This is a genomic window from Streptomyces sp. SP18BB07 (assembly GCF_036322545.1).
Taxonomy (GTDB): Bacteria; Actinomycetota; Actinomycetes; order Streptomycetales; family Streptomycetaceae; genus Streptomyces; species Streptomyces deccanensis.
The window spans coordinates 263,539-278,903 of the sequence record NZ_JAQYWT010000370.1; the positions used below are offsets into that span (position 1 = coordinate 263,539).

Here is a 15,365-nt window from a genome sequence, read left to right on the forward strand (position 1 = left end):
AACAAGGCGGCCCCGCCCACCGGTCAGGGAATGCGGGCGGGAGCCACTTTGTTCCCCCACGGTACAAAACAATCCCGGCCCCCGCCACCCCCCTCACCCATCCGGCCCCTCATCCGGCCACGGCCTCCCACAGGCTCCACACACCGAGCCCGAGCATCAGCACGGCGGCGATCCGCGTGATCAGCGCCAGCGGAACCCGCTTCATCAGGGCCCGGCCGCCGACGATGCCGAGCCCGGCCACGGCCCACAGGGCGAGGACGGCCCCGAGTCCGACGGAGAGCGGGTCGTCGTAGCGGGCCGCGAGGTTCGCCGTCATGATCTGGGTGAGGTCACCGAACTCGGCGACCAGGATGAGCATGAAACCGGCGCCCGAGACCTTCCAAAAGCTCTGGTCCTCGGGCCTGCGGATCTCCTCCTCGTCCTCGTCCTTCCTCATCAGCAGCACCGCCGCACCGCCCAGGAACAGCACGCCGGTGAGCGCGTGCACGATCTGCTGCGGCAGCAGGGTGAGGACGCTGCCCGCCGCCACCGCGAGGGCGACATGCACGGCGAACGCGGCGGCGACCCCGGCGAAGACGTACGAGGCGCGGTAACGGGTGCCGAGGACGAGACCGGCGAGCGCGGTCTTGTCGGGGAGTTCGGCGAGAAAGACGACGCCGAAGACGAGCGCCGTGACACTGAAGCTGATCAAGGTTCCTCAATCGGTCGGGCCGCCCCACCGAGAGAATTCATCCGCTGACGCGACACCTCGGCACGGCAGCACACGGTCGGCCCGCGCCGGACGGCACGGACGGTGCACTGCTTGCCGAAGGTCTCGCTGGCGCGGTCCCGGTCAACGGGACCCGCCTCCGGGCGCCGGCTCAGACGAGCTGAGCAGTATGTCGACGGTCCGGCGAAGAGCTACTCCCCTTCTGCGCGGTCCATCGTACGCGGGGCGCGTCGCAGCTCGGGAGCGGGGGTCGCGTGAAAAGCACGGGGCGCAGCCCCGGCTTTTCAAGGGCGCGGGGAACTGCGCGAGCAACCACGAACCACCCGCACCCGCCGACGAATCAGGCACCCACCCCGAAGGCGCCCGGTCACAATCACGACCGCACCCCTTGTCGTGTCATGCACACGTCATTAACTTCTCACCCTACGCACATCCGCCGGTAACACCACGCCGCGACCCTTCAATCGCCGCTCCCCAACACCCCCGGCCCCACAAGGAGTTCACATGCGCAGGTTCTACGCGCGTCGACGAGTCAGCATACTCGCGGCGCTCAGCGGATTGATAGCCTCCGCCGCGCTCTTCAACGCTCCCACCGCCTCCGCCGCCCTCCCCACCCCCATCAGCGCCGCCACCGCCCGCTCCTACCTCGCCACCCTCACCGTGGCGACCGAGGACCGCACCGGCTACAACCGGGACCTGTTCAACCACTGGATCACCATCAGCGGCACCTGCAACACCCGCGAGACGGTCCTCAAGCGCGACGGTACGAACGTCGTCACCGACTCCGCCTGCGCCTCCACCAGCGGCAGCTGGTACTCCCCGTACGACGGCGCCACCTGGACGCTCGCCTCCGACCTGGACATCGACCACCTCGTGCCGCTGGCCGAGGCCTGGGACTCCGGCGCCGACGGCTGGAGCAGCGCCACCCGGCAGGCCTTCGCCAACGACCTCACCCGCCCGCAGCTCATCGCGGTCACCGACAACGTGAACCAGTCGAAGGGCGACCAGGACCCCGCCACCTGGATGCCGTCGCGCACGGCCTACCGGTGCACGTACGTCCGCGCCTGGGTCCAGGTGAAGTACTACTACGACCTCTCGGTCGACTCCGCCGAGAAGAGCGCCCTCACCAGCTACCTGGCGAGCTGCTGACCGCACGCGAGAAACTGGTCAGGAACCTCCCCGTTCCCCTCCGTCGTTCCGTACCGTACGGGGCGACGGAGGAGGGCGAGCCGAAGGGGCGCGCCGGTGCCGGGACGACGAACGCGCGGAGGCCCGAAGGGCTGAGCACGTTCGTCGTCCCGGCACCGGCTGGAGCGCCCCGGAGGCGAGCCCGACCAGAAAAAAGGTGTGTGATCGCTCATGGCGGGGCTGCGTCTGGGACCACTGCTGAGATATGTGGACGGCTCGTCCGCGACCGTCTGGGTCGAGGCGAGCCGACCGTGCGTCGCCGAGGTCCGCTGCGCGGGCGGCGGGCGCGGCGAGGCCCAGACCTTCCAGATCGCCGGCCACCACTACGCGCTGGTCCCGGTGACGGGACTCACGCCGGGCACGGTCTCGGCGTACGAGGTGCTCCTCGACGGCACACCCGTGTGGCCCCTCCCCGACTCCCCCCACCCGCCCTCCGAGATCCGCACCCCCACCGAGGACGACACCGTCCGGGTCGCCTTCGGCTCCTGCCGCTGGGCCGCGCCGCCCGCCGGGGAGCCGGACCCGGTGGGCCCGGACGCCCTCGACACGCTGGCCGCCCGGCTGGCCGCCGAACCGGGCGCGGAGCGCCCCGACGTCCTCCTGCTCCTCGGCGACCAGGTGTACGCGGACGAGACCTCCGACGCCACCCGCCGCTGGCTCGCCGCGCGCCGCGACCTCGCGGAACCGCCGGGTGACCAGGTGGCGGACTACGAGGAGTACACCCACCTCTACTACGAGTCCTGGCTCGACCCCGAGATCCGCTGGCTGCTCTCCACCGTCCCCAGCTGCATGATCTTCGACGACCACGACGTCATCGACGACTGGAACACCAGCGAGTCCTGGCTCGCCGACATGCGGGCGACCCCCTGGTGGCGCGAGCGGATCCTGAGCGGCCTGATGTCGTACTGGGTCCACCAGCACCTCGGCAACCTCTCCCCCGCCGAACTGGCCACCGACCCCGTCCACGCCGCCGTACGCGCCACCCCGGACGGCACGGACGCGCTGCGCGCCCATGCCGCCGAGGCCGACCGGGACCCGGCCTCGGTCCGCTGGAGCTACCGGCGGGACTTCGGCCGCGTACGGGTGCTGATGCTCGACTCACGGGCGGCCCGGGTCCTCGACGAGGGCGAGCGCTCGATGCTGAACCCCGGCGAGGCGCGGTGGTTGCGGGACCAGGCGCTGGACGCGCGCGGCTCGTACGACCATCTGCTCATCGGCACCTCCCTGCCCTGGCTGCTGCCCCACCTCGTGCACGACGCCGAGGCGTGGAGCGCCGCGCTCTGCGGGGGCGAGCGCGGGGACCGCTGGGCGCGGTTCGGGGAGAAGCTGCGCCGGGGCGCCGATCTGGAGCACTGGGCGGCCTTCCCCGACTCCTTCGAGGCCCTGACCCGGCTGGTCGCCGAGGCGGGCGGCGGCACCGACGCCCCGGCGACCGTGCTGGTGCTCTCCGGGGACGTGCACCACGCCTACATCGCCGAACCGTCGTGGCCGGAGGGCGGGACGGGCGGCAGCGGGGGCCCCGACGCCCGCGTGCTCCAGCTCACCTGCTCCCCCGTGCACAACTCCATCCCGCTCTCCATAAAGCTCGGCTTCCGCTTCGGCTGGAGCGGGACGGGGCGGGCGCTCGGCCGGTGGTTCGGGCGGCACGGGCGGGGCGCGCGGCCGTCCATCGACTGGCGCAGGACCGACGGCCCCTGGTTCGGCAACCACCTCATGACGCTGACGCTGCGCGGCCGTTCGGCGCGGCTGCGGCTGGACCGCGCACGGGTCCGCCGGGGCGGCGGGGCCCGACTCGAAATGGCGTCGGAGTCGGTACTCGCCCCCTAATCCACCCCTTGCGCACGGTTGTTGCCCCTGTTGTCCGAGATGCTCGTGAGGCATCCCACACCCGGCACTCCCGATGAGCCCCAAGGCTCTGTTCACGGCGCGCACGACGGCATGATGAGGCGGACCGTCCGCTTACCGGCGGGCGGTCCGCCGCACCGCGCCCCACCATGCGCCCCACACGCACGGGAGTTACTCCTTTGTCCGAACGGCCAGGGATCAGTGACATCGGCATCGCCCTCGTCGGAGCCGGCCCGCGCGGCACCAGCGTCCTGGAACGCCTCTGTGCCTCCGCCCCCGAACTGCTCGGTCCCGGCAGCCGTCTGACCGTCCATGTGGTCGACCCCGCGCCGCCGGGCCCCGGCCAGGTCTGGCGCACCGAGCAGTCCCCCCAGCTGCTGATGAACACGGTGGCTTCGCAGGTCACGCTCTTCACCGACGACAGCGTGGACTGCTCGGGCCCGACACGCCCGGGCCCGAGCCTGTACGAGTGGGCGAGCCGGGGGGCGGGGGAGCCGGGCGGGCCGGGTGCGCTGAGCCAGTTGGGGCCCGACGACTATCCGACTCGGGCCCAGTACGGCCGCTACCTGGAGTGGGTCTTCGCCGAGGTGGTGCGCGGCGCGCCGCCCACGATCCGGGTCGAGGTGCACGGCACCCGTGCGGTCCGGCTGGAGGACGCCCCCGACGGCGGCCAGCGGCTCACGCTCGCCACCGGCCGCGTCCTCACCGGCCTCGCCGCCGTGGTCCTCACCCAGGGCCACCTCCCCGCCCTCCCCGACCGGGCCGAACGGGACCTGACCGCGTACGCCGACCGCCACGGCCTGCGTCACTTCCCGCCCGCCAACCCGGCCGACCTCGACCTCTCCTCCGTCGCCCCCGGCGAACCCGTCCTCCTGCGCGGTCTCGGCCTCAACTTCTTCGACCACATGGCCCTGTTGACGACCGGGCGGGGCGGCGCCTTCGTATACGACGTTGAGAAGGGGGGCCTGCGGTACGAGCCGTCCGGCCGCGAGCCCCGTCTGTACGCCGGCTCCCGGCGAGGTGTCCCGTACCAGGCGCGCGGCGACAACGCCAAAGGCCCCTACGGCCGCCACACCCCGCTCGTCCTGACCCCCGAGGTCATCGCGGCGTTCCGCAAACGCGCGGACTCCGGCGAGGCACCGGACTTCCTGACGGAGATATGGCCCCTGGTGGCGAAGGAAGTCGAAGCGGTCTACTACGAGACCCTGTTGCCGACGGCGGGGCCGGCGTCGGCGTGCGGCACCCTCTCCCCTGCCTCCCCCTCCCGTGGCGGTGTGCGCGGGAGTTCGGCGTACGGGCCGTTCCCCGTGGTGTCCTGCGATCTCTTCGGCGGAGCCACCCTCTTCCGTGACCGTTTCCTCGCCGCGCCCCACGGCTCCCCCCAAGAGGCCGCCGTCCTCGACGAGTTCGGGATCGCGGAGACGGACCGGTGGTCGTGGGAACGGGTCTCGCGGCCGTACGCGGGGCGGGAGTTCACGGACGCGGCGGACTGGCGGGGCTGGTTGCTGGAGTATCTGCGGGAGGACGCCGCGCAGGCCGCCCTCGGAAATGTCCACGGCCCGGTGAAGGCCGCGCTGGACGTGCTGCGGGACCTGCGGAACGAACTGCGGCTGATCGTGGACCACGGCGGACTCGCGGGCGCGTCACGCCGGGAGCACCTGGACCGCTGGTACACGCCCCTGAACGCGTTCCTGTCGATCGGCCCGCCCCGTAGCCGCGTCGAGGAGATGTCCGCGCTGATCGAGGCGGGCACCCTGACCGTGCTGGGCCCCCGGCTCGAGACCCGCCCGGAGGACGGCGCCTGGCTGGCGCACTCGCCCGACGTACCGGGGTCGGCGGTCCGCGTGACGACGGTCGTCGAGGCGCGGCTCCCGGAGCCGGACCTGCGCAGGACAGCCGACGCGCTCCTCGCCGACCTGCTGGCGACGGGAGCCTGCCGTCCGCACCGGGTGGACGGCTACGAGACGGGAGGGCTGGACGTCACCCCCCGGCCGTATCACCTGATAGACCGTCAAGGAGTGTTTCACGCACGGCGGTTCGCGTTCGGCGTGCCGACGGAGGGCGTGCACTGGGTGACGGCCGCGGGTGCCCGGCCTGGAGTGGATTCGGTCACGCTTTCGGACGCGGACGCCGTGGCGCGAGCGGTTCTACGTGCGGCGACACCTGCGACGGCTCCCCAAGTCCAGGCAAAACGCTGGCCAGATGTTGAACTTGCAAGCATCGATTGAGCCTGCCTACCGTGGGTGACTCACCGGTAATAACCGTCCCCTCCGGTCTCACGAGGACCGGGTCACTACCGAAGGAGTCCCCCCACCATGACCGGACGCCTCAACAGCGCCCAGCCATACGCCCTCGGTCTCTTCCGCATCGTCATCGGCCTGCTCTTCGCCTGCCACGGCGCCATGACCCTCTTCGGCGTCCTGGGCGGCGCGGACGGGCAGGGCGGCACCGTCGCCGCCGGCACCTGGCCCGGCTGGTACGCGGCCGTCATCCAACTCGTCGGCGGCGCCCTGGTGCTCGTCGGCCTGGGCACCCGCTACGCGGCGTTCATCGCCTCGGGCTCCATGGCCTACGCGTACTTCAAGGTCCACCAGCCGGAGGGCCTGTGGCCGGTCGAGAACGGCGGCGAGGCCGCGGCGTTCTTCTGCTGGGCCATGTTCCTGCTGATCTTCACCGGCTCCGGCGCGCTCGGCCTCGACCAGCTCTTCGCCAAGCGCCAGGCCGCGTCCGCGGACAGGACCGCCACGAGCAAGGCCACCGTGACCGCCTGACCCCCACCGGCGGCCGGCCCTGACCCTCTCCCCTCCCCCATGAACACGGCGTGACAGACACATGAGCCCCTGTGAGCCGTCTGTCATACCCGGGGCGTACGCTGTTCGGCTGTCACGGGTCGCCGTGACGTCGGGGGAAAACAGGAGAGTGCTCGGTGCTTGAGAGTCTGGGTTGGCTGGCCGCCGGCCCATGGATCTACGCCGTGGTGGGCGCGTCCATCGTGCTGGACGTGTTCCTCCCGGTCCTCCCGAGCGGTGTCCTCGTCGTCGCGGTGGCCACGGCCGCCGCGGCGGAGACGGCGGCGGGCGCGATGCCCCGCGAAGTCCCCGACATCCTGGTGCTGATGCTCTCGGCGGCGACCGCGTCCGTGCTCGGTGACCTCGTGGCGTACCGCCTGGCCTGGCGCGGCAGCGCACGACTCGACCGCGCCATCGCCCGCTCCCGCCGTCTGACCACCGCGCAGGAACGTCTCGGCGCCGCGCTCGTACGCGGGGGCGGCCTCCTGGTCGTCGTCGCCCGCTTCGCCCCCGCCGGCCGCTCCGTCGTCTCCCTGGGCGCCGGCGCCGCCCGCCACCGCGCCCGCGACTTCCTCCCCTGGTCCGCGCTCGCCGGTCTCGCCTGGGCCGCCTACAGCGTGGCCCTCGGCTACTTCGGCGCCCAATGGCTCGGCCCCACCTGGCTCGCGACGGCGGTGTCCCTGGCCGCCCTCTTCGGCGCGGGAGCGGCAGCGGCGTACTTCATGCGCCGCCCCCAGCCCAACTGACGCGGGGCGGACGTTTGTTCAGGCTCCGGTGCCGTAGCGGGCGAGCATGAGGGCGACGGCTTCGTCCACGATCGCGGCGTCGGTGGGGTTGGGCGGGACGAAGTCGGTCCGTACGAGCTGAGGCCAGAGGAACTGGCCGGAGATCATGCCGAGGAACTGTTCGGCCACCGCCGACGCCGACTGGGGCTGTCCGTCGGCCGAACGGAAGTCGAGCGTGCCGGCCTCCGCTTCGGCCTCCAGGTAGTCGCGGAGCCGGTCGAAGAAGGGCCCGCGATCCATGGCGAAGCCGGTCCCGACGATGTCGGCGAGCTCCGGCATCTGGGGGAGTTCGGTGATGATGAGGCGGCACAGCGCCGCTGTGTGGGGCCGCGCGACCAGGCAGGCGTAGTCGCGGCCGATGTGGTCCAGGCCGTACCGGGGATCACCGGGCGGGGGCGGCGCTGCCCACTCCACATCCAGCTGCCACTGTTCGGCGGTGACGGCCGCGAACAGCGCGGCCTTGGAGGGGTACCGCTTGAAGAGGGTGCCGGTCGAGACGCGGGCCTCCTTGGCGATCTGGGCCAGGGAGGTCTTGTCGTACCCCTGGGCGAGGAAGAGGTCGCGGGCGGCGCGGATGATGCGCGCGCGGTTCTCTGCTTTGATCTGCGCGTGATATCCGGCTTTGGTCTGCCCGGGAGACTGGGTCCGGCACGTATCGCCACCGGTTTCCGCTCGGCCCGCCACCGACATACCCACGCCCCTCGCCCCTCGCCCGTCTCCCGGCCGCGTCCTCGCCGTCAGAGGACGGTCTGGCCTCCGTCCAGGATAAGGTCCTGGCCCACGGCGAAGGCCGAGGCATCCGAGGCCAGGTACACGACGGCTTCCGCGACCTCCTCGGGCAGACCCATACGACCCAGCGGGATACCGGCGCTGATCCCCTCCAGGACCGCCGCCTGCACCGCGGGGTCCTCGATCCCGAGCTTGGAGTAGAGCGGGGTGTCCACCGGGCCGGGGCTGACCGCGTTGAAGCGAATGCCGTGCGACTTGAGCAGGTCCGCGTTCCACGACCGCATCAGGGAGCCGACAGCCGCCTTCGTCGCGGCATAGGCGTTCGAACGCCCGTAGCCGCCGTGCGCGCTGCTGGACGCGTTGAGGATGACCGAGGACGGGTTGGCCAGCACGGGCACCAGGGCCTGGGTGAGGAAGAAGACGCTCTTGACGTTGATGTCGAAGAGCCGGTCGAAACTGTCCTCCGTGTGGTCCTCGAACGGCCGCCAGTCCGAGACGCCGGCGTTCAGGAACGCCACGTCCAGCGCCCCGAAGTGCTCACGCACCTGCTTGGCCAGGCCGCGCTGCGCATCGAGATCGCGTGCGTCGGCCTGCACGACCGGCACCTTGTCCCCGAGGATCTGGCGCGCCCTGTCGATGCTGGCCGGGGTGACGCCCGTGACCATGACGTCGGCCCCCTCCGCGACAAAATGCCGCGCGGTCTCCAGACCGATCCCGCTCGTGCCGCCGGTGATGAGGGCGCGCTTGCCCGCAAGACGATTCATTTCAGTCGTTCCTTGCCGAGTCGTAAGGTAAGTCAATGAACTCACCATGCGAAGCTAGCTCGCGCACCGACCTTATGGCAAGTCGGTCCACTTACCTCTCGGTCCGGGGGTAGGTGCGGCGGGCTGCGCGACAACTAGCCCACCCGCCGCGCAGCCCCCTTCACCTCCAACCCGGCCAGCAACGCGGCCGTAGCCTCCGCGACCGCGTCCACCGCCTGTTCGAAGACCTCACGGTTATGAGCGGCGGGCGCACGGAAGCCGGAGACCTTCCGGACGTACTGCAGGGCGGCGGCCCTGATCTCGTCCTCGGTGGCCTCTTCGGGAAGGACGGGCGGTCGAAGCGTCTTGATACTGCGGCACATGCCCCCAGTCTCCCGCGCACACCCGCCGAACCCCACCCCCGGAAGTCAGCAGGTCACCACGACACCGCAGTCCGCCCGAGCAACCCACCCAAGCCACCCCTTGGGTACTGGCAAGGTCCCCCGAGGATTGACTGCACCCTCCCCCCTTGTGATCATCACCGAAGCCGGCTCGACCCACCCGGCGGAAACGAGGGGACCATGTCGAACGAACGGCTCACGGTGGCGGTACTCGGCCCCGGCGGCGTGGGCGGACTGCTCGCCGCCCTGCTGGCCCGCGCCGGCAACCGCGTGATCTGTCTGGCCGGCGAGCGGACCGCCGAGACCCTGGAGCGGGACGGCATCGAGGTCACAAGCGCCCGCTTCGGCGACTTCACCGCCCGCGTCGAGACCGCGACCGAACTCCGGGAACAGGTCGACGCGGCCCTGATCACGGTCAAGCACACGACCCTGACGGCCTCCCTGGACCGCCTCCCGGCAGCGTCCCTCGGCCCCGGCACCCTGGTCGTCCCGTTCCTGAACGGCGTCGAGCACCCCGCACACCTCCGCGCCCACTACGGCGACACCGTGCCCCTCGCCCCCGCCACCATCCGCGTCGAGTCGACCCGGGTCGCCCCGGGCGTCATCGAGCACGGCAGCCCGTTCGCTGAGGTCGACCTGACCGGCGACAGGGTCCCCAAGGAGCGCCTCAACTCCTTTGCGGGGGCCCTGGAATGGGCAGGCGTGGGCACCCGCGTCCTGCCGGACGAGACGGCCGTGCTGTGGGCGAAGATGTCCTTCCTGGCCCCGTTCGCCCTGCTGACGACCCGTCACGGCCTGCCGCTGGGCGAGATCCGCACCCGCCACCGCGAGGAACTGACCGCCCTGGTCGAGGAGACGGCCGCGGTCAGCACGGCCGCCGGCGCCCCCGTCGACCCGGCCGAGACCCTCCGCCGCTACGACGCCTTCCCACCCGCCACCAAGTCGTCCATGCAACGCGACGCCGAGGCCGGCCGCCCCCTCGAACTGGACGCGATCGGCGGGGCATTGCTCCGTACGGCCGAGCGGCACGGCGTACGGGTGCCGGTGGCGACGGAGGTGGTGGCGGAGCTGGGGCGGCTGAGCTGAGGGCGGCGGAGGGACGTCGGACTGCCGAATAACCCCGCACAACCGAAGAACCCTGTACGGCGAACCACTGAGCCGACGTGCTTGAAGCGGAGGCCGGGACTCACTCCTCGACCGCCCGCACCCCACCCCCCACCCGCACCGCGTGCCGGGCCACCGTGTCGGCGAAGGCGCGGGCCGGGGGCGACAGGGCGTCCCAGCGCCGTACGGCCCAGCCGACGGTGAGCGGGGGCAGGTCGGGGACCGGGACGAAGCGGAGCCCGGGGTGGCCGGGGCCCGTCCAGCCCGGGAGCGCGGGGACCACGGCGTGGCCGACGCCGAGCTCGGCGAGGAGGATCGCGGTGTCCCAGTCGGCGACCCCGGCCCCGGAGGAGCTGACGGAGATGCCCAACTCCCGGTAGGCGGCGCCGAGATGGGCGTACGAGGTGGAGTTCTCCGGCAGCCCGATCAGCCGCATCCCGTCCAGTTCCCGGCCCTCCACCCGCTCCCGTCCGGCGAGTTCGTCGTCGGCGCGCACGGCGAGCACCCAGGGCAGTTCCGCCACGGCCCGCTGTTCGATGCCCCGGACGGCGGGCCCCAGTGTCAGCCAGGAGAGGTCGAGATCCCGGGACGGGTCGGCCAGCGCGTCGCAGCACCCGGCGCTCGACCGCACGGTCTGGAACTCCAGGCCCACGTCCGGGTACGAACGCCGGAAGTCGACGATGCCCTGCGTCATGAAGTGCCGCACGGTCGTGCCGCCGGTGGCGACCCGTACGACACCGCCGTCACCGCGCACCATCTCGGCCAGTCGACGCAGGGCGAGGTCAAGCCCGGTGATGCCTTCGGCCGCCGCCTCCTGGAGCACCCGGCCGGCCCGGGTGGGCACGACCCCTCGGGCCTGCCGCTCCACCAGGGCGACCCCGACCTCCCGCTCCAGCCGCCGCACGTGCTGGCTCACCGCCGACTGGGTGCACCCCAGCTCCCGGGCCACCGCGCTGAGACTCCCGGCCCGGCAGACGGCGACGAAGACACGGAGATCATCGAGGGTCATGTCGCGACGATACCCAAGGCTCACCTTGGGTACTGATCCGCACTCCAAGAGAGGCCTCTGCCGCACCCAACCGTTCGAATGAACCCGCGCCCGAAGTGTCAGAAGGAACTCGCATCCCAAAATCGAACAGGCGTACCATTGCCGTGTGGCTAAGACCTATGACTTCCCAGAGGACCTTCTCGCCGGTCAGGAGGAGCTGCATCAGGTCCGGGCCGAGCTCCTGGCACTGCTGAAGCGGTTGCCCTGGTCGGTCGCGCCCCTGGACGGTTTCAGCGACGACAACGGCTGGCGCAAGGTCGAGCGCCCCGCCTCGCCGGGCTGGACGGCCGACGAGCAGGCCGAGGTCGAGAAACTGCGCGAGCGCGAGCGGGAACTGGCGGTCTTCGTGAGCTGCCACCGCTTCTGGTCGGAGATAGCCACCGAGGAGAAGGTCGAGGCCCGCACCCATCTCAAGCACGCGCGGGATTCCCACGCGCGAGATTCCTGAGGCCCACGGGCCCGGACGCGCGAAGACCCCGGCCGTGATCGGCCGGGGTCTTGGTCTCGGTGGGCATGGACGGTTTCGAACCGCCGACATCCTGCTTGTAAGGCAGGCGCTCTACCCCTGAGCTACACGCCCGAGTACGCGTCGACAGCCTACATTGCCCGAGGGAGTGCCCGGCAAACGCGTATCGGGGCCGGCTCGGGGGTTAACCCCACCCCTGATCCGGGAGTGGCCCGGATCCCCCCGAACTCCCCTGCTCCGTACGGTCGAAGGACATCGAAGGACCGGCCCAGGGGGAGATCGTCATGACACGCACCGCTCGCACCGCACGCCCGGCGCATACCGCTCGTACGGCTCGTACGGCTCGTACGGCTCGCAGGTCGCGTGCGGGAGCGATGGGGGTCGCCGGTCTCGCCGTGGTGCTCATGGCGTCCGTGGCCGCGTGCGGGGCGGACGCCGGGGAGGACCGGGATCCGGAGCACCGGAGCTTCGCCCTGGCGGGCCGGACGCTCACGGTCGACTCGGACGACTCCGCGCTCGAACTGGTCGCGGCGGACGTGGACGAGGTCGAGGTCACCCGGTGGTTCGAGGGGCGGGTCATGGTCGGCGGGAAGCCCCGGGTGACCTGGGAGATGCAGGACGACCGGCTGGAGCTGCGGCTGAAGTGCGACGGCATCGTCGCCGACTGCGCGGCCAGGCACCGGATCGAGGTCCCGCGCGGGGTCGCTGTCGCCGTGCGCAGCGACGACGGGAGTGTGACCGCGAAGGGCTTCGCGGAGCCGCTGGAGGTCCGGTCGGCCGACGGTGCCGTGCGGGTCGGCGACACCACCGGGCCGCTGGAGCTGCACACCGACGACGCCTCCGTGCGGGCGCTCGGGGTCGCGTCGCGGAGCGTCAAGGTGAGCACGCAGGACGGTTCGGTCAAGCTCGAACTCGGGGTCGTGCCGGACCTGGTGGAGTCGCGCAGTGACGACGGTTCGATCAGTATCGGGCTGCCCCGGGACACGTCGTACCGGATCGAGACCGGGAGCGACGACGGTTCCGTGGACGTCTCGGTGCCCCGTGACGAGGGCAGCGCCCATGTGGTGACCGCCCACACGCAGGACGGTTCGGTGACGGTTCGCAACGTCGGCTGAGGGGCGGCCGCGAACATCGAACCGCTCGGCCCGTGTTTTCGTCCTTGACCGGTGGGAGAATGGCACCGGTCAGGGTGGATGACAGCACGGGAGAGGGAAGTGACGGCGACACCAGCAGAGCCGTACACACCAAGGGTGCCGAGCGCACGACAACCCCAAAGCCGCGCCCCCCACCCACCCACCGCCCCCGCGCCCCCACCCCACCGGCCCGACAGCCTCACACGCCCGCCGGCCAACCCGACCGCACGCCCGACCCCCGCACCCGCACCCGCACCCGGGACCGACGCCCCCGTGTCACGGCCCGGCGGACCCGCGCCCCACACCCAGCGCCCCTCCCTCCGGTCCCCCGTGACCCGGCGGGTGCGGCGGCGGGCGGCCGCGCTGGATCGGGCCGTGCTGATCGTGCTGCCCCTCCTCGCCGGTCTCGTGTTGCCCGCGGCGTTCGCCGGAGGCGGGACGCGGCGGTGGTTCGGGGGCCGGGCCGAGGGGCAGCGGGCGGAGGCGCAGGCGGCGAAGGACGCGGCCGCGGCCGCGTTCTACGAGCTGGACACCGCGCAGCGGGATCTGCGGATCTCCATAGAGACGATCACGGCGGTGGACGACTCCCCCGGCGCCCGCCACACGGCCGACGGCTTCGCGGCACTGGGCCGGCGGATCGACGAGGTCAGCCACCAGTACATCAACGCCGTCGACGCCCACGACCTGGACCGCGACGACCTGGAGGCGTCCGCGGCCGCCCGCGCCCGCACCGAGCTGACCGCCGCCAAGACCGAGCTGGACCGGGTCAAGCAGGAGCTGGACCGGTTCGCCCAAGGGCTCGGCCCGCTGCTCGGCAAGGCCGAGACCCAGCTGGCCCGGCTGGTCCCGGCGGTGGAGCGCGCCCGGCAGGGTCTGCTCGCCGCCTCCAACGCCCTGGACGCCGTACGGGGTTCGGGGCTGAAGGCCGACGATCTCGCCGCCCGTCTCGCGGCCCTCGCCCCCGAGCTGACCAAGCTCAACCAGGGGGCCGGGCAGCACGGCGTACGGGAGACGCTGGAACGGGCCGACCGGGTCGTGCGCGAGGCGGAGGCGGTGCGCGCGGAGGCCGAGCGGCTGCCGGAGAGAGCAGCCGAGATCGACCACCGGCTCGTGTCGCTGCGCACCCGCGCGGAGGCGCTGGGCACCCGGGCCGAGCAGGTGCCGCAGGTGCTGAGCGAGCTGCGGCGGCGGTTCGTGGCGGCCTGCTGGCAGGACCTCCAGCAGGTGCCGGACCAGGCCGCGCGGGACGTCGAGCAGGCCCAGCTGAAGCTGCGCGAGGCGCGGGCCGCGCGGGACGGCCAGCGGTGGCCGGACGCGACCTCGCTGCTGTCGACCGTGCGGGCGCTGCTGAACCACACCGACGAGGCGGTCTCGGCCGCCGGGGACCGGTTGCGGCGGCTGAACGCCGTGCAGAAGGACTCCCAGCAGGAGATCGACCGGACCAGGTTCGCGATCCGGGACGCGCAGCGGCTGGCCATGGCCGGGCGGTCGACACCGGATCCGCGGCACGCGCGCCCGCTGGACGAGTCCGTGGCACGGCTGGACCGGGCGATCGCCACGCTGGAGGGCCGGCACCCCGACTACTGGCACTTCCTGAGCGAGACCGAGGCCGTGCGGCAGGCGGTGGCCCGCGTGGTGGACCAGATCCGCAAGGAACGCGGCGCCGGAGCCTGACACCTCCTCCCCGACCCGGTTGCCCGGCGGAGCCGCGCGGCGGATGCTGAAGGGGTACGCAGGCCTCCGCGCACGCCCGATGGGAGGCGGACATGGCCACGCACGCCACGCACACACTGCGTCCGGGCAAGGGTCGGCACGCGGGTTCCCGGCGGCGGATCAGGATCGACGAGCACCTGCCCGTCGACCACCGCCTCAGCAGGGTCTACCGGATCGGGGCGGGCCTGATGGGTCTGTTCCTGCTCGCCTTCGGCATCCTGGGGCTCATCGACAAGGTGGGCTGGTTCGACACGAACGGCGACGAGGTCGTGGGGCTGAGCACCAACGGCACACTGAGCGTGCTGTCGATCGCCGTGGGACTGCTGCTGCTCGTCGGCATGGTGATCGGCGGCAACTTCGCCTCCACGCTGAACATGACCCTGGGCGTCCTGTTCATCCTGAGCGGCTTCGCCAACATGGCCCTGCTGGACACCGACTCGAACTTCCTGGCGTTCCGGATCCAGAACGTCCTGTTCAGCTTTGTCGTCGGCATCCTGCTGATGACGTTCGGGATGTACGGCAGGGTCGGCACGGCGCTGCCGCACGACAACCCGTACTGGCGGGCCCGCCACCCGGAGGAGTCGGAGCGTGAGACGCGGCGCGGGGAGGGTGTGGGGATGGCCGAGCGGGAACGGGCCGACGCCCTCCCCGATGCCACGGCGGAGTCCGGAACGGACACGGCCACGGGCGGAAAGGGCGCCGGCTGAGGCAC

The 15,365-nt window shown here is 72.1% G+C and carries 15 protein-coding genes and 1 tRNA gene; 10 read left to right on the forward strand and 6 right to left on the reverse strand.

Features of this window, described 5'->3' with window-relative positions:
• Positions 1–109: 109 nt before the first annotated feature.
• Positions 110–691 (reverse strand): TMEM165/GDT1 family protein, encoded by a 582-nt coding sequence (locus tag PUR53_RS46575; RefSeq protein ID WP_319246924.1) that lies wholly within the window; start codon positions 689–691, stop codon positions 110–112.
• A gap of 522 nt (positions 692–1,213) precedes the next feature.
• On the opposite strand from PUR53_RS46575, the gene PUR53_RS46580 reads away from it, so the two are divergent.
• The 5 genes from PUR53_RS46580 (at position 1,214) to PUR53_RS46600 (ending at position 7,277) form a co-directional block, all read left to right on the forward strand.
• Positions 1,214–1,858, forward strand: coding sequence for an HNH endonuclease family protein (locus PUR53_RS46580; protein ID WP_329901533.1), 645 nt, complete (start codon positions 1,214–1,216; stop codon positions 1,856–1,858).
• Between the two features lie 210 nt (positions 1,859–2,068).
• Entirely contained in the window at positions 2,069–3,724 is a 1,656-nt protein-coding gene (locus tag PUR53_RS46585) for an alkaline phosphatase D family protein (protein WP_329901534.1), read from the forward strand.
• 167 nt (positions 3,725–3,891) lie between these two features.
• Positions 3,892–5,970 carry an FAD/NAD(P)-binding protein gene (locus PUR53_RS46590; RefSeq protein ID WP_443080447.1) on the forward strand — a complete coding sequence of 693 codons (2,079 nt, stop codon included), beginning with the start codon at positions 3,892–3,894 and terminating at the stop codon, positions 5,968–5,970.
• Positions 5,971–6,057: 87 nt separating this feature from the next.
• Positions 6,058–6,513: a DoxX family protein gene (locus tag PUR53_RS46595; RefSeq protein WP_329901536.1), complete on the forward strand. Its 456-nt coding sequence runs from the start codon at positions 6,058–6,060 to the stop codon at positions 6,511–6,513.
• 155 nt (positions 6,514–6,668) lie between these two features.
• Entirely contained in the window at positions 6,669–7,277 is a 609-nt protein-coding gene (locus PUR53_RS46600) for a DedA family protein (protein WP_239753896.1), read from the forward strand.
• An 18-nt stretch (positions 7,278–7,295) separates the two neighbouring features.
• Here the strand turns inward: PUR53_RS46600 and PUR53_RS46605 are convergent, their stop codons facing one another.
• The 3 genes from PUR53_RS46605 to PUR53_RS46615 all read right to left on the reverse strand — a co-directional run bounded on the left by PUR53_RS46605 (position 7,296) and on the right by PUR53_RS46615 (position 9,171).
• The gene (locus PUR53_RS46605) at positions 7,296–8,006 is read right to left on the reverse strand and encodes a TetR/AcrR family transcriptional regulator (RefSeq protein ID WP_329912622.1); all 711 of its coding nucleotides are present in this window, start codon (positions 8,004–8,006) and stop codon (positions 7,296–7,298) included.
• A gap of 47 nt (positions 8,007–8,053) precedes the next feature.
• Positions 8,054–8,809: an SDR family oxidoreductase gene (locus tag PUR53_RS46610; protein ID WP_329901537.1), complete on the reverse strand. Its 756-nt coding sequence runs from the start codon at positions 8,807–8,809 to the stop codon at positions 8,054–8,056.
• Between the two features lie 134 nt (positions 8,810–8,943).
• Entirely contained in the window at positions 8,944–9,171 is a 228-nt protein-coding gene (locus PUR53_RS46615) for a DUF2277 domain-containing protein (RefSeq protein WP_329901538.1), read from the reverse strand.
• Positions 9,172–9,369: 198 nt separating this feature from the next.
• Between PUR53_RS46615 and PUR53_RS46620 the strand changes: the two genes are divergently transcribed.
• Complete coding sequence (locus PUR53_RS46620) at positions 9,370–10,275, forward strand: ketopantoate reductase family protein (protein ID WP_329901539.1); 906 nt, start codon at positions 9,370–9,372, stop codon at positions 10,273–10,275.
• Between the two features lie 100 nt (positions 10,276–10,375).
• On the opposite strand, the gene PUR53_RS46625 is transcribed toward PUR53_RS46620, so the two are convergent.
• A complete protein-coding gene (locus PUR53_RS46625) occupies positions 10,376–11,302 on the reverse strand; it encodes a LysR family transcriptional regulator (protein WP_329901540.1) in 927 nt (308 codons plus the stop codon).
• Between the two features lie 145 nt (positions 11,303–11,447).
• Between PUR53_RS46625 and PUR53_RS46630 the strand changes: the two genes are divergently transcribed.
• Entirely contained in the window at positions 11,448–11,789 is a 342-nt protein-coding gene (locus tag PUR53_RS46630) for a hypothetical protein (RefSeq protein ID WP_329901541.1), read from the forward strand.
• 60 nt (positions 11,790–11,849) lie between these two features.
• On the opposite strand, the gene PUR53_RS46635 is transcribed toward PUR53_RS46630, so the two are convergent.
• Positions 11,850–11,921: transfer RNA gene (locus PUR53_RS46635), tRNA-Val, on the reverse strand.
• 170 nt (positions 11,922–12,091) lie between these two features.
• Between PUR53_RS46635 and PUR53_RS46640 the strand changes: the two genes are divergently transcribed.
• From PUR53_RS46640 to PUR53_RS46650, 3 genes are all read left to right on the forward strand, one after another.
• Entirely contained in the window at positions 12,092–12,922 is an 831-nt protein-coding gene (locus PUR53_RS46640) for a DUF4097 family beta strand repeat-containing protein (protein WP_443080448.1), read from the forward strand.
• 78 nt (positions 12,923–13,000) lie between these two features.
• Positions 13,001–14,614 (forward strand): hypothetical protein, encoded by a 1,614-nt coding sequence (locus PUR53_RS46645; protein ID WP_443080449.1) that lies wholly within the window; start codon positions 13,001–13,003, stop codon positions 14,612–14,614.
• Between the two features lie 92 nt (positions 14,615–14,706).
• Positions 14,707–15,360, forward strand: a complete 654-nt coding sequence (locus tag PUR53_RS46650; RefSeq protein WP_329901544.1) for a DUF4383 domain-containing protein — start codon at positions 14,707–14,709, stop codon at positions 15,358–15,360.
• Positions 15,361–15,365 lie beyond the last annotated feature (5 nt).